General features: G+C 51.7%; 21 protein-coding genes. 12 read left to right on the top strand and 9 right to left on the bottom strand.

Annotated features, from left to right (window positions below; all coding sequences use genetic code 11):
- Positions 1 to 52 precede the first annotated feature (52 nt).
- Positions 53 to 847 carry a TIGR00266 family protein gene (locus CBE72_RS18935; RefSeq protein WP_071475851.1) on the top strand — a complete coding sequence of 265 codons (795 nt, stop codon included), beginning with the start codon at positions 53 to 55 and terminating at the stop codon, positions 845 to 847.
- Between the two features lie 176 nt (positions 848 to 1,023).
- On the opposite strand, the gene CBE72_RS18940 is transcribed toward CBE72_RS18935, so the two are convergent.
- Positions 1,024 to 1,344, bottom strand: coding sequence for a hypothetical protein (locus tag CBE72_RS18940; RefSeq protein ID WP_028780804.1), 321 nt, complete (start codon positions 1,342 to 1,344; stop codon positions 1,024 to 1,026).
- A complete protein-coding gene (locus tag CBE72_RS18945) occupies positions 1,341 to 1,805 on the bottom strand; it encodes an EVE domain-containing protein (RefSeq protein ID WP_071475849.1) in 465 nt (154 codons plus the stop codon). The genes CBE72_RS18940 and CBE72_RS18945 overlap by 4 nt, the downstream gene beginning before the upstream one ends.
- Before the next feature lie 143 nt (positions 1,806 to 1,948).
- On the opposite strand from CBE72_RS18945, the gene CBE72_RS18950 reads away from it, so the two are divergent.
- Positions 1,949 to 2,299: a DUF6508 domain-containing protein gene (locus CBE72_RS18950; protein ID WP_100145733.1), complete on the top strand. Its 351-nt coding sequence runs from the start codon at positions 1,949 to 1,951 to the stop codon at positions 2,297 to 2,299.
- 326 nt (positions 2,300 to 2,625) lie between these two features.
- A complete protein-coding gene (locus tag CBE72_RS18955) occupies positions 2,626 to 4,347 on the top strand; it encodes an AMP-binding protein (protein ID WP_100145735.1) in 1,722 nt (573 codons plus the stop codon).
- Between the two features lie 63 nt (positions 4,348 to 4,410).
- On the opposite strand, the gene CBE72_RS18960 is transcribed toward CBE72_RS18955, so the two are convergent.
- Positions 4,411 to 5,400, bottom strand: a complete 990-nt coding sequence (locus tag CBE72_RS18960) for a cytochrome-c peroxidase (protein ID WP_052247979.1) — start codon at positions 5,398 to 5,400, stop codon at positions 4,411 to 4,413.
- A 347-nt stretch (positions 5,401 to 5,747) separates the two neighbouring features.
- On the opposite strand from CBE72_RS18960, the gene CBE72_RS18965 reads away from it, so the two are divergent.
- From CBE72_RS18965 to CBE72_RS18975, 3 genes are read left to right on the top strand one after another with little or no spacing between them, the layout of a single operon-like run.
- On the top strand, positions 5,748 to 6,512 hold the full coding sequence (locus CBE72_RS18965; RefSeq protein ID WP_100145737.1) for a substrate-binding periplasmic protein: 765 nt from the start codon (positions 5,748 to 5,750) through the stop codon (positions 6,510 to 6,512).
- A 52-nt stretch (positions 6,513 to 6,564) separates the two neighbouring features.
- Complete coding sequence (locus tag CBE72_RS18970) at positions 6,565 to 7,593, top strand: M14 family zinc carboxypeptidase (protein ID WP_373289259.1); 1,029 nt, start codon at positions 6,565 to 6,567, stop codon at positions 7,591 to 7,593.
- Positions 7,586 to 8,362 carry an alpha/beta fold hydrolase gene (locus tag CBE72_RS18975; protein ID WP_157929114.1) on the top strand — a complete coding sequence of 259 codons (777 nt, stop codon included), beginning with the start codon at positions 7,586 to 7,588 and terminating at the stop codon, positions 8,360 to 8,362. The genes CBE72_RS18970 and CBE72_RS18975 overlap by 8 nt, the downstream gene beginning before the upstream one ends.
- A gap of 65 nt (positions 8,363 to 8,427) precedes the next feature.
- Here CBE72_RS18975 and CBE72_RS18980 read toward each other — a convergent pair whose 3' ends face one another.
- Positions 8,428 to 8,835, bottom strand: coding sequence for a YccF domain-containing protein (locus CBE72_RS18980; RefSeq protein ID WP_025011114.1), 408 nt, complete (start codon positions 8,833 to 8,835; stop codon positions 8,428 to 8,430).
- 310 nt (positions 8,836 to 9,145) lie between these two features.
- Between CBE72_RS18980 and CBE72_RS18985 the strand changes: the two genes are divergently transcribed.
- Entirely contained in the window at positions 9,146 to 10,120 is a 975-nt protein-coding gene (locus tag CBE72_RS18985) for a 1-aminocyclopropane-1-carboxylate deaminase/D-cysteine desulfhydrase (RefSeq protein WP_229671949.1), read from the top strand.
- 1 nt (position 10,121) lies between these two features.
- Here CBE72_RS18985 and CBE72_RS18990 read toward each other — a convergent pair whose 3' ends face one another.
- Positions 10,122 to 10,358: a hypothetical protein gene (locus tag CBE72_RS18990; protein ID WP_100145743.1), complete on the bottom strand. Its 237-nt coding sequence runs from the start codon at positions 10,356 to 10,358 to the stop codon at positions 10,122 to 10,124.
- Positions 10,359 to 10,673: 315 nt separating this feature from the next.
- A complete protein-coding gene (locus CBE72_RS18995) occupies positions 10,674 to 10,847 on the bottom strand; it encodes a hypothetical protein (protein WP_100145745.1) in 174 nt (57 codons plus the stop codon).
- Positions 10,848 to 11,360: 513 nt separating this feature from the next.
- Between CBE72_RS18995 and CBE72_RS19000 the strand changes: the two genes are divergently transcribed.
- Positions 11,361 to 12,932, top strand: a complete 1,572-nt coding sequence (locus CBE72_RS19000; protein ID WP_188726029.1) for a mechanosensitive ion channel family protein — start codon at positions 11,361 to 11,363, stop codon at positions 12,930 to 12,932.
- Positions 12,933 to 13,028: 96 nt separating this feature from the next.
- Here the strand turns inward: CBE72_RS19000 and CBE72_RS19005 are convergent, their stop codons facing one another.
- The 3 genes from CBE72_RS19005 to CBE72_RS19015 all read right to left on the bottom strand — a co-directional run bounded on the left by CBE72_RS19005 (position 13,029) and on the right by CBE72_RS19015 (position 17,508).
- The gene (locus CBE72_RS19005; protein ID WP_100145747.1) at positions 13,029 to 14,105 is read right to left on the bottom strand and encodes a ketoacyl-ACP synthase III; all 1,077 of its coding nucleotides are present in this window, start codon (positions 14,103 to 14,105) and stop codon (positions 13,029 to 13,031) included.
- A gap of 86 nt (positions 14,106 to 14,191) precedes the next feature.
- Entirely contained in the window at positions 14,192 to 14,863 is a 672-nt protein-coding gene (locus CBE72_RS19010) for a GntR family transcriptional regulator (protein WP_100145749.1), read from the bottom strand.
- Positions 14,864 to 15,180: 317 nt separating this feature from the next.
- Positions 15,181 to 17,508 (bottom strand): multiheme c-type cytochrome, encoded by a 2,328-nt coding sequence (locus tag CBE72_RS19015; protein WP_100145751.1) that lies wholly within the window; start codon positions 17,506 to 17,508, stop codon positions 15,181 to 15,183.
- Positions 17,509 to 17,848: 340 nt separating this feature from the next.
- On the opposite strand from CBE72_RS19015, the gene CBE72_RS19020 reads away from it, so the two are divergent.
- The 4 genes from CBE72_RS19020 (at position 17,849) to gmhB (ending at position 21,901) form a co-directional block, all read left to right on the top strand.
- The gene (locus CBE72_RS19020) at positions 17,849 to 18,493 is read left to right on the top strand and encodes a 4Fe-4S dicluster domain-containing protein (RefSeq protein WP_100145753.1); all 645 of its coding nucleotides are present in this window, start codon (positions 17,849 to 17,851) and stop codon (positions 18,491 to 18,493) included.
- A 14-nt stretch (positions 18,494 to 18,507) separates the two neighbouring features.
- Positions 18,508 to 20,631, top strand: coding sequence for an aldehyde ferredoxin oxidoreductase (locus CBE72_RS19025; protein WP_100145755.1), 2,124 nt, complete (start codon positions 18,508 to 18,510; stop codon positions 20,629 to 20,631).
- A gap of 3 nt (positions 20,632 to 20,634) precedes the next feature.
- Complete coding sequence (locus tag CBE72_RS19030) at positions 20,635 to 21,159, top strand: hypothetical protein (protein ID WP_100145757.1); 525 nt, start codon at positions 20,635 to 20,637, stop codon at positions 21,157 to 21,159.
- Positions 21,160 to 21,346: 187 nt separating this feature from the next.
- Positions 21,347 to 21,901 (top strand): D-glycero-beta-D-manno-heptose 1,7-bisphosphate 7-phosphatase, encoded by a 555-nt coding sequence (gene gmhB / locus CBE72_RS19035; protein ID WP_100145759.1) that lies wholly within the window; start codon positions 21,347 to 21,349, stop codon positions 21,899 to 21,901.
- Positions 21,902 to 22,172 lie beyond the last annotated feature (271 nt).

Consider the following 22,172-nt stretch of genomic DNA (forward strand, 5'->3'; position numbering starts at 1 on the left):
ATAGACTGAGTGCCAGGTCATTCAGACCCTAAACCATTGAGGGGGAGTTTCAATGAGCAAGAACAGCCATGAAGTGGATTATGAGATCAAGGGTGAGAGCATGCAGCTGGTTGAGGTGGAGCTGGATCCCGGTGAAACAGTGATCGCCGAGGCCGGCGCCATGACTTACATGGAGGAAGGGATCAGTTTTGAAGCGCGCATGGGCGATGGTTCAGAGCCGGATTCGGGCTTTTTCGGCAAGTTGATGGGGGCCGGTAAACGTATGCTGACAGGTGAAAGCCTGTTTATGACCCATTTCAGCAATCAGGGCCAGGGCAAACGCCGGGTGTCGTTCGCCGCACCTTATCCCGGCACTATTCTGGCAATCGATCTCGATGAGGTCGGCGGTGAACTCATTTTGCAGAAAGACAGTTTCCTGGCCGCGGCTATGGGTACCCAGGTGACCATGAGATTCAATAAGCGCCTGGGAACCGGTTTCTTCGGCGGTGAAGGCTTTATTTTGCAGAGCCTCAAGGGTGATGGCATGGCCTTTATTCACGCAGGTGGCACCTTGATCCGTAAAGAGCTCAAGGGCGAAACCCTGAGAGTGGATACCGGCTGTCTGGTGGGCTTTACCAAGGGTATCGATTACGACATAGAGAGGGCCGGCTCTCTCAAGTCCATGGTGTTTGGTGGTGAAGGTTTATTTCTGGCGACACTTTCAGGCCATGGCACAGTGTGGCTGCAGAGCTTACCGTTTTCCCGTATGGCCGACAGGATCATTGCCCATGCGCCTTCCGCCGGTGGCAGTGACCGGGGCGAGGGCTCAGTGCTTGGCGGAATTGGCCGTATGCTGGATGGGCGCTGAAGCGCTATTGGCAAAATGACCGGCAAAGGTAGCAGTAAAGATTAAGGTAAAGATAGCAGCGAAGAAAGGCAGTCAAGAAAAGCAGTCAAGCGCTTAACCTATTTTGCCGACAAACAAAAAAGCCATGGTTTCCACCATGGCTTTTTGCTTTTGAACTCAGGGCTTTGATAACGGCATCAGTGTTCCAGGATCTCAATGATCCTGCGGGTCTTGTCGTGCAGCTTGAACAGTGTGCCTTCTATGTCGACCGTTATCAGGCCATCATTGCCCAGCGGCACAACCACTCGGCCGCGGGCATAGATATCATTATCAAGGATATCGCCCCTGTGATAGCGCTTTTGCCAACCCGGAGGCAAAGGTTCACCCCGGGCGGCTTTCTTTTGCAGGCCAGGGGGTAAATCTTTGTGGTCTTTATCCTGCTTGGCCAAAACGGCCGGACTGGCCAGCAGGGCACCCAGGCTGATTGCTACCAAGGCTTTGGATAGTTTGTTTGTCATAGTTTCTCTCCTGCGAGTAGAAGAATACGTTGCCATTCCTGCTCTGTGACCGGTTGCACGCTCAGTCTGGCCCCTTTTTGTACCAGATACATATGTTCGAGCTGCGAGTCTGCCTTGATCTCTTTCAGGCTGACTGTTTTGGCAAACTGCCGTTCAAAGCCGATATCCAGCTGGAACCAGCGCGGTGACTCTGGGCTCGACTTGGGATCAAAGTAGGGTGATTCCGGATCCCAGGCCGTGGTATCGGCTTTGGCCTCTCCGACGACTCTGGCTGTGCCCACCACGCCCGGCGTTTTGCAACTGGAATGATAGAACAAAATGGCGTCGCCGATTTGCAGTTCATCGCGAATAAAGTTGCGAGCCTGATAATTGCGGATCCCGCACCAGGGTTCCACCTTGACCCGCTGTAGATCGTCGATGCTGAATTCATCGGGTTCGGATTTCATCAACCAGTACTTCATGCTGGCACTCCTTGAGTGTTTTTACCAGGAAAGCTTACCAGCCTGTTAAGCACTTATTCAGCAAGGCAAGGGCAGACTGACTTCATTAGATTGGTAGATTATGCATTATTGTGATAATCGATGTAAAAGATTAGGAGTCGCCTATGGCCACACTCAGCCTGACAGCTTCAACTGCTGATTATCAAACCTATCGCCATGATTTTGCCCGCGGGGAACAGGATTACGACCCCGCGACAGTCCACAAATTTGTTGCTGAAATGAAGCGCCAAGGCATGCTACTCAACGAGTTTAGTTGGGACGATTGGTACCAAAACAGCCATATGGTCGACAGGCCTGAATATATCGCCGATGCTTCCTTGTATGAATGCCGCTTGCTGCTCAGTGCCATGGTGCGCTTAGAGCGTTTCAGCCCGGGTGTCCTGCAGAACATGCGCCGTCAGGGGGTCATGTTGGCCTTACTGGAAAGAATGCAGCAATTGCAAAAGGCGGCCTGAGGATATTCGGTCGCTGTTACCGTGCATTTTGCGGCCATGATCCCGTCATCGGCAGGCTTTTTATTCAGGGCTCCTTTGGGGGCCCTGATGGTTTTTGAGCCATTATTCTTTAGTCTAAAAGCCGGTTTCCTTGCTTGTTATTCCAATGCGCCATTCGTTAGAGTCGTTATGAACCCTGCGCCCAGGCCGCAGTGAAAGCCGATCATTGCCGCTGTTTTTGATGCTTTTCAGACGCTGTCAATATGGCTTCACACTGTGAGGGGAGGGCCGCCGGCTCAGGGTGACAGACTCTTCCTATAACGATAAAACAACGCACGGAGGCTTAGATGTCTGCCAACAAGACAAGCAAGCAACTCAATGATTTACCTCTGTCACAGAGCCGTTATCTGGGGCACAGTAATACTCCCTTGATAGACAAGACCATAGGTCAGTATTTGCAGGATATCTGCAACCGCTATCCGGACAATACAGCTGTGGTGATGCATCATCAGCAATTGCGCTGGAGTTATGCGCGCTATCTTGAAGAGATAGATAAGTTGGCCACAGGCCTGTTGGCACTGGGTATCGGCCCCGGGGACAGGGTCGGGATCTGGTCGCCTAATAATATCGAGTGGTGTCTGACTCAGTTTGCCACCGCCAGAATTGGCGCCATCATGGTGTGCATCAACCCGGCTTATCGCCCGGAAGAGCTGGAATATGCACTTACCAATGTGGGCTGTAAGGCTCTGATCACTCACGATAAGTTTAAGTCCAGCGATTACCTAGCGATGCTGAATGAGTTGGCGCCGGAGCTCAGTGATGCCGAGCCTGGTAAGCTGGTGTCCAGTCGTCTGCCGGAACTGCGCTGCGTTATTCGCACCGGCAGTGACAAGACGCCGGGCATGCTGAATTTCCCCGAGGTATGTGCCATGGGCTCTGAGGCGGAATATGCCGATCTCAAAGGCATAGGTGAGCGTCTATCGCCCCATGAGGCCATTAACATCCAGTTCACCTCAGGCACCACGGGTAACCCCAAAGGCGCCACTCTGACCCACCATAATATTCTCAACAACGGCATGCTGGTGGCCGACGCCATGGGCTTTGGCCCGGATGATAAGCTTTGTATTCCCGTGCCCCTGTATCACTGTTTTGGCATGGTGCTGGGGAATCTGGTGTGTCTGGCCAAAGGCGCCACGGCCGTATTCCCATCCGATGCCTTTGACCCTACTACTACCCTCAAGGTGGTCGAGCAGGAGCGCTGCACCGGACTGCATGGGGTGCCGACCATGTTTATCGCCGAATTGGAGCTGGCCAATTTCCAGGAGTATGACCTCAGCAGTTTGCGCACCGGGGTGATGGCCGGCGCCACCTGTCCTGAGGAGTTGATGAAACGGGTGCATAAGCTGATGCATATGACAGAAGTCGTTATCGCTTACGGCCAAACGGAATGCAGCCCGATCAATAACATGACAGAGGTGGAATCTTCATTCGAGAAACAAGTCACTACCGTTGGCCGGGCACTGCCCCATACCGAGGTGAAGATCATTGATGAATTCGGTGAGATTGTACCTGTAGGGCAGCCGGGGGAAGTCTGTAGCCGAGGTTATTGTGTGATGCAGGGTTACTGGAACGATCCGGCCAAAACCCAAGCTACCATAGATAAAGAAGGCTGGCTGCATTCGGGCGATCTCGGAGTGATGGACAGCGAAGGATATGTACAGATAGTCGGTCGCATCAAAGACATGATTATCCGGGGCGGTGAGAACATCTATCCACGGGAGATTGAAGAGAAACTCTACACCCATAGTGAAATTCAAGATGCTGCAGTATTCGGGGTACAGAGTGAAAAATACGGTGAAGAGGTGTGCGCCTGGATCAAGATACGTCCCGGCAGTACCGTCACTGAAGATGAAATCCGTCACTTCCTGACCGAGAAGGTGGCTTATTTCAAGGTGCCGCGTTATATCAAGTTTGTTGAACAATACCCTATGACGGTCACCGGCAAAATCCAGAAGTTCCGCATGCGTGAGCTGATGTATGAAGAGCTGCACCGGGATATCAACGCTTGAGTCATTTAAACCGCAACAGTAAAAGAGAAGCGCCGCATTGCGGCGCTTCTTTATGGTCATGAATTACTTGCCGAAAGGAATCGGTCTAGGGGTGTCTTTGTTGGATGGCGGCAGAATGGGCATTTCAACCTTGGGCTGTTCGCCGGTCAGCGACTTGAGGAAGGCCACCATCTCTTGGGTTTCTTTCTCGGTCAGCTTCTGACCCAACTGGATATCCGACATGGTGTTGACCGCCTCCTCCAGCTCCCAAACACTGCCGTCATGGAAGTAGGGGTAGGTGAGTTCAATATTACGCAGTGTCGGCACCTTGAACACCATCTTGTCGGCTTCCTTACCCGTTACTGCCTTGCGGCCTTCAGCAGGGTTATCCGTGTGGAAAGGCTTGATAAGTCCCATCTTCATATACATGGTGCCACCGACCGCCGGACCATTGTGGCAAGCGACACAGCCTTTGTCCTTGAACAGTTGATAACCGGCTTTGGCTTCGGCGCTGATGGCATTTTTGTCCCCTTCCAGATACTTGTCAAAGGGACTGTTGGGGGTCACCAATGTCTTTTCAAAGGCGGCAATTGCATCTGTTATCCTGTCGATGTTGACCTCTTCAGAGCCGTAAACCTGCTTGAAGCGGGCGCGGTAAGCCGGCATGGAGGCAACGGTTTCGGACGCCAGTTCATGAGTAAATCCCATCTCCTTGGGGTTGGCTATTGGACCTGCGGCCTGTTCCTTGAGATCTTTGGCGCGGCCATCCCAGAACTGTGCCAGCATATAATCGGCGTTCAATACGGTAGGCGAGTTGATAGGACCTTCTTGCCAGGCATGACCGATAGAGGTTGGCAGGGCATCTACCCCTCCCATGGAAAGATTGTGACATGAATTACAGGAGATAAACCCGGACTTTGATAATCTGGGTTCGAAGTAAAGCATTTTTCCGAGTTCGACTTTTTCCGGCTCGGTGATTTTCACCGGCTTGATAATTTCGATAGGCTCAGCCGCCTGAGCCGCAGTCATCCCGAGGGCTGCCGTTACAGCCATGACCAGTGCTTGATATCTCATTGCTATCACCTCTAATAGACTTACTATGTGTGTGGTTATTGGTCCATCATAGTGAGCGGTGAGCAGCTTTGACAGATGTTAATATCGATTGGCTCTATCGTTGATTTAGATGGTTTTTTTGTGATGATCGCCGCGGTTTTAGCCACTGAATTTAGCTATCTTGCTCGAATCAACTTTTTCCTGATTTTCACTCACCATCACAATTAAACTCTAAAATGTGCGACAGGTTGCGTTTTTATGCTCGCAGCAACGCATATTAAGGGTAAGGGGTGTCTGATATCGACAAGCTATACTCTGTTAACGTTCTGAATGCTTGTGGGATTGGCCTTGGCAAACGGAGTAAGATTATGGCAAGAACAGCTATCACCTTTTTCGACCGGTCTGCGCTGCTCGTTCTCTTATTGCTGCTTTATTGTGGCATTTCTTCTGCACGTGCCGAGACTCTGCAACTGAGCTCGCTTAATTGGCCTCCCTACAGTGGTCAAATGCTGCAACAGCAGGGAGCCTGTGTTGCCGTGGTCAAGGCGGCACTCGCCGCCATGGGCCATGAACTCAAAATTAATTTCTACCCCTGGAGCCGGGCAGTGAAGTTGGCGGGCATGCCTGGTTCACCCTATCTTGGTTACTTTCCCGAGTATTATCATCAAAGTGACAAGTTTATTTTTTCTAAGCCGTTAGGCTTCAGTCAATTGGCACTGGTGGAGCAAGCCCAGCGGCCAGTGAGCTGGCAACAGTTGCAGGACTTGCAGCGTTACAATCTCGGAGTGGTAAAGGGCTATGTTAATACCGAGAGCCTAGATCGGGCCATGGACTCAGGCCGGCAACCCTTCGAGCTGGCTAATTCCGATGAACAAAACCTTCGCAAATTGGCGGCCGCCAGAATTGATGCCGTGGTGATCGATGCCAATGTCTATCGTTACCTGTTGCGGCAACAGGGGATGGAGGAGTTGGAGGGTAAGCTTAAACTGAATCGGCAATTGCTGGCCAGCAAGGGCTTGCTGGTGGCTTTTCGAAATTCCGAAGAGGGACAACGCTGGCGGGATATTTTCGACCAGGGGCTGGCTCGAATTGATGCCAAGAGTATATTGGAGCAACACTTAAAGTATCATTGAGTTGTCATCCAAGGCGGCTAAATTGAGCACTTTACCCCAGATGGACGTGTCTGTGACAGAAAGTGCCTATGAGCTTGAACTGCTTGCCGAGTTGGAGCATAAATACCAGCAACACTTGAATGCCAGGTCTTTGGCCCAAGTCGGCTTTGCCGGGAAGACGCACGATGTACGGGCGCTGGAGCTGGGGAACCCAAATTCCAGGGTGCCCACAGTGCTGTTCGTCGGCGGTGTTCACGGGGTAGAGCGTATCGGCAGCCAGGTGATACTGGCGCTTCTTGGCAGCTTGTTGACCCGCTGCAGTTGGGATAAGCATCTGCAGTTGATGTTAACTCAGATACGGCTGGCGTTTGTACCTGTGTTGAATCCCATCGGCCTTATCAGGGGAACTCGCGCCAATGGCAATGGGGTCGATTTGATGCGCAATGCTCCCATAGATGCCCGCGGCTCAGTGACTTTTATGGTCGGCGGTCAACGGTTTTCCCGCCATCTTCCCTGGTATCGGGGCCGCAGCAATCAGCTGGAAGCCGAGACCCGGGCGATTATTGACTACAGTAATGATCTTATGGCCCGCGGCAGCAGCTTGATTGTGCTCGATGCTCACTCAGGTTTTGGCCTGGTGGACCATATCTGGTTTCCCTTTGCCTGTAAGGACACGCCTTTTGCCCGCCTGGGGGAGGTGTATCATTTAAAGCAGTTGTTCGAAATGAGCTACCCCCATCATTGTCACTATCATATTGCGCCTCAAAGCTGCTTCTATCGCACCCACGGCGATATTTGGGATTATTTGGTCAGTGGTAACCCCCAAGTGCCTTTCCTACCTTTAACGCTGGAAATGGGCTCCTGGGCCTGGGTTAAAAAGAATCCCAGGCAATTGCTGCGCTTCTCCGGTTATTTCAACCCTCAAAAGCAGCACAGGCTACAGCGTATTTTACGGCGTCACTTTACCCTGATGCAGTTCTTGCTCGATGTGGGGTATGCTCAGGTACTGGAACAACTGCCTGAACTTCATCGGCATCACCTGGACTATCAGGCACGAAACTTTTGGTATCCACAAGCGGCGGAGAAACCAAGTCATGACTGAGCAGCAAACCTGGGTGCTGATCCGTGGTCTGATGCGCGATAAACGTCATTGGCAGGCCTTTGCCGATAATCTGCTGGCGGCGGGGTTTCGGGTGGAGCTCATCGATCTGCCGGGAAATGGCGATAGGGTGGCGGATACCAGTCCCTGGGATATTCAGGATTATGCCGACTTTGTTGCAGATGAACTGCTGCGGCGCAAGGTGGCTAAATGCCGAATATTGGCTATCTCCATGGGCGCCATGGTGGCCATGGCACTTGGCGGGAAAAATGACGTTGAAGATGGCTGCCAAAAGGAATTTCAGATTGAGGGGCTTTTATTGCTCAACAGCAGCGCCGCCGATCTTTCTCCTTGGTATCAGAGATTTCGGCTGCAAGCCCTGCTGCGAGCCTTGTGCGCTAGAGTCAAAGGCGAGGGCATTCAATGGCGCGAGGCGACGATTCTTGCGCTTACCAGTCTTGCCCATGCCAAAGATAAGTCTCTGTGTCGTCACTGGAGCCAACTGGCGCTTGAGGCCAAAACCACACTCGCCAATGGCCTGCGACAAATTGTTGCCTCGGCCCGCTTTCGCTCTCCGGCTAACTTGCGGGTGCCGGCAACAATTGTTTATGGCTGTGATGATCGCCTGGTTTCGCCCAAGTGCAGCGTTCGCCTGGCAGCTAAATATCGGCAAAAGCCGATTCCTTTTTGCCGCTGCGGTCATGATGTGGCGCTGGATAGGCCTGAGTTATTGCTGGAGTTGGTGCAGCGCTTGAGTCGACAAATGCCCTAGACTTGTCTGGGGAAAGTTTGAGCCCAGGTCAAAATCGAGTCAGATATCCGACCTGGGCTTTGTGGTTAATGGGAGGCGACCACTGTCTTGCCTATAGGTGTTAAAGAGAGCAAGGCCAGCTTCAGATGCTGAATGCCAAAAGGTATGCCTATGATGGTGACAAAGCAGGCCAGGGCGTGGGTCAGGTGGCCTATCGCCAGCCAAATTCCGAACAGCAGGAACCAGATGATGTTACCGACCATACCCAGGGCGCCGGTGCCCAAATCTTCGCGGCCAGAGAGCCTGTCGCGGCTGATATGTTCCTGACCGAAGGGCCAGAATGCCAGTTCACCTATGACAAAACAGGCGCGGCCGAATGGGATACCTATGATACTGATAAAACAGAGCAAGCCGACAAACCACCAGGCCAGTCCCATGACAAAGCCGCCAAGAATAAACCAGGCAATATTAAAAATAAGACGCAAAATAGCCATTGAGTGCTCCTTTAAATGGCGGTTCAGCCACATAGTTTTGCTGTAAAGCTTGGGGATATTTCGATTAATAGCCAGAAGTATGCCATAATTATAACCTGTTGAATAATATTGGATATTTCTATTTGTGTGCCTGGGCGGATGGCGGCGATTGGTGGTTTATACCAATAAGTGGCGATAATCATCATAGAGTGAAGCCGCAATGGATTAGCCACCAAGCCATCACTTAGTCGGCATAAAGCCATGGTGCCTGTGAGGATTTGTGGCCTGAATCCTGTCCTCCTTGGCGGCAAACACATACAATAGCTATCCCTTGCACACCTTAGCCTTGAAATATATCGCCAGTGCCATGTCTTTAGCCGATTTCAAACTGGATAAAACCCCGGTTCAAGCCTTTGAGTTTCGGGGACATCAGCTGTTTATCAAGCGCGATGATCTACTTCATCCCAGTTTCAGTGGGAATAAGGCGCGCAAGTTCCGTTATTTCCTCGACCATGACTTTCCCGGTATCAAGCGCCTGATAGGTTATGGTTCGGCCCAGGCCAACTCACTCTACTCTATGGCGGCGCTGGCCAAACTCAAAGGTTGGCAGCTGGACTTTTATGTGGATCACCTGCCGGACTGGTTGCAGCAGCGCCCCCTGGGTAACTATCGCGCCGCGTTGGAATTGGGTGCACGGGTGATAGCCGTAAAGAATACGCCCAACGCCGAGTTGATGACCGGCATGACTCTGGAGAACTTTGTCAGGCAGCATATTGTACCTGAGTGCGAGCACAGCCTGTTCGTTCCCGAAGGGGGCCGCTGTAGTTATGCCGAATACGGCGTGGCTCAGTTGGGCACCGAGATTTTACAGTGGCAGCAGCAACAGGCTGCCCATAACCTCAAGCTGTTTCTGCCATCGGGGACTGGTACAACGGCACTGTTTCTACAGAAGTATTTTTGTGAGCAACAGGCTGATATTGAAGTGCTGACCTGCGCCGTGGTCGGCGGAGACAGTTACCTCAAGACCCAGTTGCTTGAGTTATCGCCCGATGAGGCATTGCATCCAACTATTGTTACACCCGAGCGTAAGTATCATTTTGGCAAGTGTTACCCCGAGTTTTACCAACTTTGGCAAGAGCTGGAGCAAAGCGGTATCCGCTTTGAGCTCTTGTACGATCCGCTCGGCTGGCAAGTGTTGCTCGACTTCTTGCGATGTGAGGGCGACTGCCAGGTATTGTATCTGCATCAGGGGGGGCTCCTTGGTAATGAGTCCATGCTTCCCAGATACGGGCGTAAATACGGCTGATTCAGACCAGCTGGTTACGCTTGAGGATCTTATGAGTGCGCTCAGCCAAGCGCTGCAAGGATTTGAGATCGGCAAGCCCAGGCACTTCGTCATCGAGACGGGACTCCCAAAAGCATACCTCAGTGTCCAACATCTCCAGTATTTTCTTGGAGCAACCCAGGCATTTCCCGCCGCATAGGCTGGCTTCCGGCAAGTCCAGTGGAATACAGCGCCGGATCTCGCTAAGCAATGAGCGCATCGCTTCCGTGGTATTCGGTTTAATGGATCCGGGTTTAGTCACTCTGCTTTTAGCTGCTGTGATGGATTGATTCAAGACAACACCGACAGATGAGTTTGTTAAGCATCAGCTTAATTCAAGTGGAAGGGTTGGAAAATGATCTGGCGCTTGATTTACCTGTTTATCGCCATTTGGTCAGGCTGCTTCCCGGGATCACGGGAAAAGGCCTTGACCAAATGTGATGTTTTACCCGATTGCTGCTGGATAACAGTCCAATCTGCCTGAGCGCTCGATACAGTGAGAGGATAGGGGTATCGAGTGGGCATTTCGACAGTCTTACTTATTGGCGCTCAGCAACCACTTCATAAACTTGAGGGTTTCTGTGCGCTTTGAGAAGGTTTGCTTCTTCTTGCCTTTGCTGTCGGTAAAGGCGATAGAGTTTTTGTTGATGGAAATTGAATCTACAGGAAAACTTACTGCGATTTCATGTCCGTTTACTTTGTATGACATAGGCCACACTCCTTATTTTCTGTTAGCGCCGATATTGGCGTATACAATCTTAACTATAGAAAATCCTTAGCATTTATTGCGAAAGATGCGTTGGTTGACTATTGAATGTACCCAGTTTGTCAGCCTTTATCAAGCCCCCGACAGACTGAAGTGCAAAAAGACACTCCGGGTGTCAGCAGAACATCAGACCATCGCCGCAGCACAGAGTTCACCACAGCTGTGTGACATTTCAATTAAACTCAGGAATTGTTAACTGAACGGATTTACTTAAGCGGCCTGGAGCGAGATGGGACGAGCTGAGGGTACCTTAATATCGCCGGCAATTATATCGACAGTTGGCTATAAGTCAAGCAGTATAAATACTGAGCCGATATATCCGGAACTACTTGTTTCTGCTAGTCTTTTTTGTTGAAGGTGCCAATAACCCCCTGGCGCACTCTGGCTTGAACACAGCTTGAAGTGCTTACACCGGATGGATTGGTACCTTATCTTATAGTGGCAAGGAGCGCGTTAATGAATAGAGTGTTGATTGGCATAGGATTATTTATTCTGTTGCTCTGGCCTGGGTTATGTCCGGCGGCTGAACCTGCACCGGAAACGCCAAGCGAGCAAAGTGCTGCAGCGGCTTATGAGTATCGCGACCCCTTGTTCAGGGATACCCCCAGAGGCGCCCTGCAGGGCTTTATGCAATACGCCAGAGAGGGGGATTACCAAACCGCGGCCGAGTATCTGGATCTGCGTTTTCTTCCCACCGGCATGACAGCGGAGCAGGGGCCGCTCTATGCCAGGCAGTTGCTGGCGATTATCGAGCGTAATCTCTGGCTCAACCCGCAAGAGCTGGATGATACCCCGGAGGGCAAAACCGACGACAAGCTGCCCGCCTATCGGGAGGGATTTGCCCGTTTGGAAGCCGAAAACAAGGCCTATCAGCTCCTATTGCAGCGGGTGCCGAGCTCTGAATACGGCAGTCTGTGGAAGGTTTCCAATGCCACGGTTGCCAAGCTTCCAAAACTATACCAGGCCTTGGGCTATGGCCCCGTGGTGGAGTGGTTTATCGAGCACATTCCTGAAGGACGCCTGTTTACCTTGAATCTTTGGGAATGGGCCATGATGCTGGCCTATCTGGCGCTGGCATTCTTATTCGTGGTACCTGTGACCTGGTTGTTGCAATGGCCGCTTTCACGTTCATCACACCCGCTTAAGGCTGAATTGGGTGCCTTTATTCGCGGCCCACTCAGGTTCTTTGCCGCTGTGGCACTCGATAGGGCCATGCTTGCCAACAGTACCTTGAGCGCTGCGATGCAGGAGATAATCAACACAGGCTTTTTCTTTATTCTGGCCACGGTTTGGTTGATATGGGCGCTGGTGGGACTGGCACAGAGCAGTCTTAGGGAACGCTGGATAGCCAAGGGCAACAAACAGGCGGCCTCCTTGTTGCGTCCCCTTGGGAATTTTCTGCGGGTGGCTCTGCTCAGCTTGGCGACTTTATTATGGCTTGAGCACCTGGGATTTAATGCTGGCACTATACTGGCCGGGATGGGTATCGGGGGGCTGGCAATCGCCTTGGCGTCGAAGCAGTCGATAGAAAACCTGATTGGCACCATCACTCTCTATTCGGCCGCGCCCATCAAGGTTGGCAATATCGGTAATTTCGGCGGCGTTCGCGGCACAGTGGAGGAGATAGGCCTACGCTGTACCCGCATCAGAACCTTGGATCGCTCTGTTATTCATATGCCCAACGCCAAGTTGGCCGAAATGGAGATAGAGAATATTTCAGAGCGGGAGAAAATCCGTTTTAAGACAGATATACGTCTCGATTACAGTACAGATGCCAAACAGCTGCAGGCGATCATCAATGATATCAAAGCCTTGCTAAAGCAGCATGAGAAGGTGGATGAGTCACCGATGCGGGTCACCTTCAAGGGCTTTGGCAACGCCGGACTCGAGTTGAATGTACTGGCCTATGTCGGCACCACCAGTTTACCGGTTTATCAGGAAGTCGCCGAGGAGTTGCAGCTGGGGATCATGGCGATTGTCGCCGAGCACGGCAGCAAGATGGTGCCCGTATGGCCGGTTTCGGCCTGATGCCCGAGATTGAAAACGGCAGAGGTCAAAGTCGTGTAGACAATAACAATAAAAAACGGTGCTCACAGCACCGTTTTTTTAAACAGGTCATTCGGCTCAGGCTTTATCGCGATGGCAGAAATAGTCTACCGCGCGTTTTACCAGCTCAATACCTGTCTGATCGCATGGCGGCAGGCTGGCATCGCTCTGCTTCAGCGGCGTGACTCTATCACCCCATTTCAGCAGCAAGGCGGCGCTGGTGAGGCCGGCACCAAAGGCACAGGAAAGAATATGTTGTCCTGGCTTGATCATGCCTTTTTCCAACGCATCACAGATGGCAATAGGAATGGTGGCTGCTGAAGTGTTGCCATAGTTGGCAATGTTGACGAAGGCCTTCTCTTTGGGGATCTTCATTCTGTGTACCAGAGTGTCGATGATCCTCTCGTTGGCCTGATGGGGGATAACCCAATCGACCTCTTCCTTGTCCAGACCACACTTCTCCAACACCTGGGCGCTGAGTTTACCCATGCCGTTGATGGCGCGTTTGAAGATTTCCTGGCCATCGAATTGGATGTAGAAGTCCAGTGACTCGGCAACAAATCTATCCATGCCTGTACCGAAGCCTGCTTTGAGAATATCGCGGCCTTCGGGATCATTGTTGAGTTCATAGCCCAGTACGCCAGATGGAGTATCTGTGGCCTCCAGTACCACGGCACCGGCACCGTCACCGAACAGTACAGCGGTCTCCCTTCTTGACCAGTCGAGGTAGAAGCTCAGCCGTTCGGCACCTATCACCAGGACTTTCTTGCATTGACCACTCTTGATTTGGGCGGTCGCTAAGCCAACCCCGTAGAGGAAACCACTGCAGGCGGCGTTGATATCAAAGGCGGCACAGGTGGCGCCGACATTGGCTTGTACTGTTGAGGCTATGTTGGGGATCAGGGTGTCCGGGCTGGCGGTTGCCAGGATAATCATATCCAGTTCACTGCCTTCGATACCCGCTGCGGCCAGTGCATGTTGGGCGGCTACTGTGGCCAATTCCGAGGTGTTGACGTGACTGATATGACGTTGGCTAATCCCGGTTCTGGGTTTAATCCATTCATCGGAGGTATCGATAAAGGTGGCCAGATCATGGTTGGTTAGAACGGCGGGGGGAACGCACTTTCCCCAGCCGGTAATAGTGGCGTACTGCATTGAATTTACTCTCAAAATTAAAAGACAGAAACCAGTTCTGTCTTTTGGACAACTAAAGCGCTATTGCTTGAAAAGGGTCGTGATTTTCAGCTCACCTGTTGGGCTACCAATTCGCGAATGGTACTGGCAGCGTGCAGTATGTGGGCCCTCAGCAGGACCACGGCCTCATCTATTTTTCTTTGCCGACATAATTGCAGTAACTCCCTGTGCTCCTGTTCGGCTCTGGGAATTGCCCCGGTCAGCAATAACTGTAAGCGGATATATCGATCACAGTTGGTGTTCAGACCATGTACGACTTCCATGGTGTGGGGCCGGTTGGCGGCCTGGTACAAACGCGTGTGAAACTCAGTGTTGAGTTCACTCCAACTTCCCACGGCATTATCCTGTCTAAAGGCAGATTCCAGTTTGTCCAGTACGGCTTCGGCCTGACGCAGATCTTCATCCTGCAGGTTTGGAATAGCTTTGGCAAGAAGATCAGTTTCAATCAGTGCTCTGAGTTCAAATAACTCTCTGACTTGTTCCACCGATAATTCGGTGGTTGTGGCGCCCTTATGGGCTTCAAACTTCACCAGCCCTTCGGCTTCCAGTTGCAGTAGCGCTTCTCTGATCGGAATGCGGCTCACGTGCATCTCTTCCGCGAGGGCGCTCTGTCGTAGAGGCGTGCCAGCCGAGATTTCACCTGAAAGAATTTTCTCTCGCAGCACTTCGACTACAACTTGGGTGCGCGTTTTATGAACTATGGGCTTTGTGTGGCTCATGGCTCCTGTCTTGCTTAGGTTATTCGCTACTGAGCCGAATAAGACTACATTGAACACGAGGATAAATAAAGAAAAACCCATATGGCCACCCCTGGGAATTCCCTGGGTTCTGTGTTTTGGATATGGTGCGTGTTGGAGTGTTGGCCCGATAACCTGTGTCGTTATGAAGCGGCTTTTGGCAGAAAAAAACTATTTGCATTACCTTTGGGGCTCCATCTTTGTAGGGCTTCATCTAGGCCATTGTGGTACTTGTCACCACAAGCGGCAGAGAGATAAACGGCGCCGAGGCGCCGTTTTTACCGATGAGAGTGAGTAGGTCAATCCTTGATACCATGTACTATGTCGACGCCGTTATTACGCCCCTCGGCGTGACAAACGGCGCAGCTCTCGCTGCCGCTCTGATACACAGGTCCGCCGCTGGCATCCTTTTGGAATACGCCTCCGAAGGCTTCGGCATGGCTGGCCCATTTTTCCACTTGGATATGACAGCCACCACAGGTTGCAACCGTGGGAGAATACTCGGCGATTTGGCCTTTCTCGGTTGCGCCGGGAGTGGCAACCAACACGGAGGCGCTCTGACTCAGGCCATCCAGCGTAAGCTGGCCCTTGATATGGCAGGCGCGGCAGTCACTGGCCGGTTTCGGATAGGTGGCCGCCTCTCTGTCGGCGCCCATTCCGGCCACAGTGCGGGTACCACTGTGCAGCGAATGCACCATTTCCCTGTAGTTCAGACTGTTGTTCAGGGTACGGATCGCTTTTATTTGATCCATGCCAGGAGTGTGTTTCAGCCCGGCATTCAGGTACATGTTAGTGCCATTATTGTGGCAGTCGTTGCAGCTCTTGTCGGTCAGGGCCGTAGCTCCTTGAGGCGCATGACAACTGCCGCAGCTGTCATTGCCCGGCTGGAAGCGGCTCGCCAGAGTATGAGCGCTGACAACCCGCTGCTGCATGTCGCTGTCATGACAGCGCCGGCAGGCAACCTCATCGGCAAGGGCTTTATTGCTTGCCGCAGAGCCTGTGAGTGACAAGGGGTTATCGGCAATCACCTCGATGCGGGTCTCGCTTGTATCACAAGCCACAGCAAAACCTGTCGCGGGATCGGCACAGACAACCAGTTTTGCCCGAACTTGAGTCTTGTCCGGCTCGCCAAAGTCCGCTGCTTGAAGCGGGCCTATGGCGGCGCTGAGGCTGTGCCCCTGCATGGCCAGGGTGACGTCATCCCCAGGGTTGGCCAAATTCCAAATCTTGCGCTGACCATTGTTGAGCGGACGATTGGCAGGTTCGGGATCGCCACTGACCGTTAACCACAATGACTCTATGGCCGGATCGTCTGCCGGCAGGCGGCCTTGGCTGCGAAAATCCAGGCTGATACTCAGCTTGTCGCCATCGATAGCGGCGGAGGAAAGCGCAAAGGCATACTCCTGTTTGATGAGTTTGCTTGTCCTGCCAAGGCTCAGGTGGATTTTACCCGCGCCCTCTGGGTTGCTGGCATCCGGATGGCAGCCTGAGCAGCTCTGTTGCCAGCCTCTGGGGAAGAGTTCTCTATCGTGGAATAACGCACTGGCGCTGCCATTCCAGTCATCCGGGGCATCCTTACTGTGGCAGCTCAGGCAGCTGTTATTGCCGGGAATAAAGTATTGGCTGGCCTGCGGCGCGGCATCGGGAATATGACAGCTGTTACAATCCTTGATATCACCGGGATAGTGCAATTGGCTGTAGTCATATTCATGGCCCTGATAGCCAACGACCTTATACTCGCCTTGGTGAATTTTGTGAGTCAGGGTCGCCATATCAAGCGCCGAGCCGGTTTCTGGGTCGCCCGAGTAACTGGTGTGACACATGACGCAGCCTTCAAAGGCAAAACGCTTGCTGCCGTGCATCAACAAACGCGCCTCACTGTTATCCCTGTCACTGCCGTGGCAGCGATAGCAGGCCTGCTGCTGATCTATCAATACCCGGCTGTCTTCGGCAGCGGCGGCTTGGCCGGTTGCCGGAATAAAGTCATAGACACTGTTGATCAGCATGCTGCTCGGTGAGCTGTCCGCAGCGGGCTTGAGCTCCAGATAGACCCTGTGAGTCTTGTCACTTTCGTAGTGGGTATCGAGCCCTTCAAAGCTTGGGTATTGATTGAGCGCCTTGTTGAATTGATAGCGGTAACGCCCCTGTCCCAGGCTCTGTAGGCAGTCGAGTTTACAGTCACTCTCAATCCCGGCTTGCCACTGCGTCGAAGCTTGGGTTGTGGCACCATTTCCGGGCTCAACCAGTTTATTGATATAGCTTATCCATTGGGGAGCCCGGTTTATCTCATAGCGTCCCGTTGCAGGCATTGTATCTCCGTACATGGGTTGAGCACTGCCCAGCTTGGCTATGCCCATGGCCAAGGTGGATACCTGCTCCAGTTGTTCCAGTCCGGTTACGGCAACGCCGTTGGCATCGCTTAAGAAGAAGTCGACCGAAACCCGGGTCTGCTCATCTATGGTTACGGCTTCGATATTGGCTTGCAGTGATTTGGCTTTGGCAATATTGATCCCTACCTCACCCGGTGGACCCACTTGGCCGTCATCACCATCGGAACATGCTGCCAATAAGCAAACCACCAGTGGAGATAGTTTCCACCAGGCGTTTTTAGGCTTGAATTTCATCATTTCCCATTCCTTTATGTTTTAGATTCTGTCGGGATGTCTAATTAGGAATGTATGCAAGGATTAATTTATTTCTTTTGAGTTTTTTGTCTATGGCTATTGTCAATCTGAACCATTTATAACTGATAAGCGCTGTCTCGATCTAAATTGTATTTTTCCTTTTTAAGAAAAGTGAAAGTTTAATATTTGATGATAATTCTAGTTACTGAGATTACTTTGCTTGTTCGTGAGTAAATGTGACCCGAGTTAAGAAAAAATGTCCTAGTTTAATTAGCATGAATCGTCGGGCATTTGGTGTATGCATATTTAAATAATATTTCTTAAACTAATTAAGGAACGCAATATGATTACCAGACGAGGAATGCTGAAAGGGAGTATGGGAGCAGCCGTAGGTACTGTCTATGGTGGAACGCTCATCAGCTTTCTTACCGGTTGTGGCAGTGACGATGCCAGCGATGAAAAGGTTGAGGTGTTACCCGGTGGCTTGATGGTGGTTAATCCGGTTATCTGCGTCAGTTGCCGTCGCTGTGAAATCGCCTGTGGCTGGAACCATGAAGGCGATTGCAGCCCAACCCTGGCAAGGGTCAAGGTCGAACACAACATGAACTATGGGCCTCATGGTGTGCAATTCAATTACACAGAGCAGCGAGGGGAATGCGGCGATCGCACAGTGGTGCCCGCCACCTGTCGTCATTGTGAAGTTTGTACTGAGGTCTGTCCGCAGCAGGCTATTTCAACTCATCCGGAAACCGGCGCTAAGGTGATAGATGAAAAGCGCTGTGTCGGTTGCGGTTATTGCGCCGATAAATGCCCGCAACAGGTGATTAAAGTCGTACGCAGCAAAATGAAAGCCGTGAAATGCGACCTGTGTCAGGGCGAGCCGGCCTGTGCCCAGGTTTGTCCGACAGGTGCGATTAAATTTTATACCTGGGAACAGGCGGAAGCCGCGCTCGAACAATATGAAAAATATACTGGCCTGATCGGTTAATGAGGTAATTGAAAATGACAGATAAACTTGGCGGATGGGCTGGTAAAGTATTAAGGGTTAATTTAACAACCGGCAATATTACGACAGAATCAACAAATAAATATCATGACTATATAGGTGGTATGGGGATAGGCTACAAGATCCTTTGGGATGGCCATAAAGATAATATCAAGGCCACAGATCCTGAAAATATTATTGTATTCTCAGCCGGTCCGCTAACCGGTTCAGGGGTGATCTGTACTGGTCGCACTACTATTACTTCCCGCAGCCCGGTGATTAAAGATCATCTGATCTCCGATGGTCATTTCGGTGGTCACTTTTCACCGGCAATGAAATATGCCGGATTTGATGCCATCGCCATTGAAGGCCGCGCCGCCGCGCCGGTATGGCTCAGAGTAGAAGATGGCAAAGTCACGTTAGAGTCAGCCGCTGCGCTTTGGGGCAAGGGGATTTTTGATACCCACGCCATGATTGCCGAAATGATGGGCCCCAATGCCCAAGTGGCGGCCATAGGTCAGGCGGGGGAAAACCAGGTGCCCTTGTCTGTAATTATGACTCAGGGGGGACACTCAGCCGGAGGTCATGGCGCCGTGCTCGGGTCAAAGAACTTCAAAGGGATAGGCATCATAGGTACAGGGGCTGTGGCCATTGCCGCCGATAATGCCAATATGCGTCGGCTCGATGACCATATTTTGGGGATTATAGGCGCCAATAACCAAGGGGTTGTGCCATCTACTCCGCAGTCTTGGGCCGAGTATTCCAATGGCATCAGTCGCTGGAAGGCGCGGCCTGGGCTTAAATGGGGGCAGTCGGATCAACAGATTGAGCTGGGTGAGGTACCTTGGAATGAACGTAATAAGGTGGGGTTCCGCACCTCAATGGCCGAGATGTACTTCGGTGAAGAGTATGCCAACAAGTGGATGAAGCGTACCGGTGGTTGTCATGCTTGCCCCATTCGCTGTTTTTGTGAACTTAAGGTGCCTGAACTGAAGCAGAAGTATGGTCGCAAGAGCGAGCATATTTCCAACGTTTGTATGGGATTCCTGGCGCCCCAGTATCTGATGGATACTAAGAAAGGTTCGGAAGAGCACGCGATGACCGGGGCTTTGGGGGGACATCTGATCGATGATTACGGCATCTGGTGTAACTATGGCCTGATTTCGCATCTGTTCAAGTTCCTTAAAAAGCACGATATGTTCCAATATCTGTTGCCCAAGGAGGAGTTTGACAGCATCCCTTGGGATCTGTGGGACAAGAAAGATCCGGCGTTCCTTATCGATTTTTACCGCCGCATAGCCTACCGCGAAGGGGAAATTGCCCATATGGCCGATGGCATGTCGGATCTGATTGAACGCTGGAAACTGGATGGGCGTAACCCGGATCTTGGTTATTGGGATATTCACAAAGAATCCTCGGTGAAAATTTTCAATAAGAAGACTAACGCTGCCGTGCATCATGCCAGTGAGACAGCAGGGCAGGTGGGCACTCTGATCAATATGGTGTTCAACCGCGATGCCCAGTGTCACTCCCATATCAATATTGTTAACTGCGGCTTGCCTCAGGACATGATCGAAACCATAGCCGCCGAGTTCTGGGGCGAAGGGGCCTTCGATAAGGTGAAGTGGTACACCCCAATCAACCCGGCCAAGGTCAGGTTTGCCAAGTGGTCTTTGGTGAAAAACGTGCTGCACGACTCATTGACTCTCTGTAACTGGATGTTCCCCTTGCTGGCTTCGCCGGACAAGAATCGCAACTATCGCGGAGATAGCACCATAGAATCCCAAATGTTCTCTCTGGTTACAGGAAAAGTTGTGACCGAGACTGAGCTCGACTTTATGGCCGAGCGGGTACTGCATCTGCACCGTGCGCTGACCATGATCCAAATGAATGAGATCAATATGCGCAATGAGCACGATGTGCTCTGCGATTGGGTTTACGACATGGATCCCGACAAGGCCTTCGGCGATGAAGGCACCATTAAGATGGACAGAGACGATATTCAAAAGGCGTTGGATATGTTCTATGACGATTTTGGTTGGGACAGGCAAACCGGGGCACCGCTGAGGTCAACCCTGGAGAAATTTGGCCTGGGTTACGCGGCCGATGCACTAGAGGCTCGTGGCCTGTTGCCGGGGTAAGCCATGCTGGAACTGGTGGATTTTATCCGGCTATTCAGCCAGCACGGACGTCTGGTTTCCCTGCCGCAGTTGTTGGCTGTGGCAGGGAAGGACACGGAAAAGATTGTGGATGCCGTGCAAGAGTACATCAGCTTGATCCTGGCGCCTGAATATAGGGATCTGAAGATGCGTTTATCGGATGGTGAACACTTCTTCTATTCAGATCGCCACATGGTGGACAGTTATGCTAACCGCTGGTTGGCATTGCAACGGGGTGAAGTGGTAGCGACCCTGGCGCAGCAGATACGCGAAGCCAGTTGCCGTCATACTGCTGTGCTCGAGGCTTCGGTTTTGTGCTATCCCCCTTATAACCTAGATGTCGAAGCGCAGCAGGCGTTGCGACAACAGTTGCTGGCGATGCCGGAGTATGACGACATACGTTATGACATAGGCCGCGATGGCAAGGGATATTACTTTTCTACCGATGGCCTGAGTCCTGAATATGCCAGAGTGCTCGCAGACTACGACCCGTTTGAATGGTCATGCTGAGCCCGGAAGTCTAGCCTCTCCCTTAGCGGCAGTGCATTAAACATCTAGGCCAAACACCACCCCGGACCTCAAGGGCCGGGGTTTTCTCCCCCTCTGCCATAAAGCTCACAACATAAGTCTGTTCCCGCAGTGCATTTTGTTGCAATGAATGAAATAATATCGCCATTCGCTTTCTGGGAGGCAAACAGTGAACCGAGCGGTTTTTTTGGATAGAGATGGTGTAATCAATGTCGATCACGGCTATGTGCACCAGATAGATGATTTTGAATATATCGAAGGCGTCTTCGATGCTTGCCTGGCGTTGAAGCAGCAAGGCTATAAGTTGGTGGTGGTGACTAATCAGTCAGGTATTGCCCGTGGACTATACAGCGAAGAGCAGTTTGCCAGTCTGACCGAATGGATGGATTGGAACTTTGCCGACAAGGGCGTGGATCTCGATGGTATCTATTACTGCCCGCACCACCCCGAGAAAGGCATAGGTGAATACAAGCAGGATTGTGACTGCCGTAAACCTAAGGCCGGAATGATCAACAGTGCAGCCAGTTTCCTTAAGCTGGAACTTGCCGCCAGTGTAATGGTTGGTGACAAGGCCGATGATATGCGCGCCGCCAAAGCTGCGGGGATCCCGGTGCGGATCCTGGTCAGAAGTGGTAAAGAGGTGACTCAGGAAGCCATGGATGAGGCGAGCGTAGTGCTGGATAGCATTGCCGATGTACCTAAATATTTGGCATCACTGGCCTAATTTGGCGGATTATTGGACTTCTTGGTGTAATAGTAATCACTCAGAGACTTTGATAAGAAAAATCGCCTTTTAGGGGTTGCGCAAAAATTCAGGCTCCCTATAATGCGCAACCACTGACCCGCGACAGGGTCTGGAAGTCAAAGATTCAAGCATTGTATGCTTTAAGTTGAAATGCTTGGCTGGCTTCTTTTGCTCTTTAACAATCTATCAAGCAATCTGTGTGGACACTCACAGGCATTGAGAAATCGACAAAACGATTTAACTCGATGAA

The sequence above is a fragment of the Shewanella carassii genome (assembly GCF_002777975.1).
In the GTDB taxonomy this organism is placed as follows: domain Bacteria; phylum Pseudomonadota; class Gammaproteobacteria; order Enterobacterales; family Shewanellaceae; genus Shewanella; species Shewanella carassii.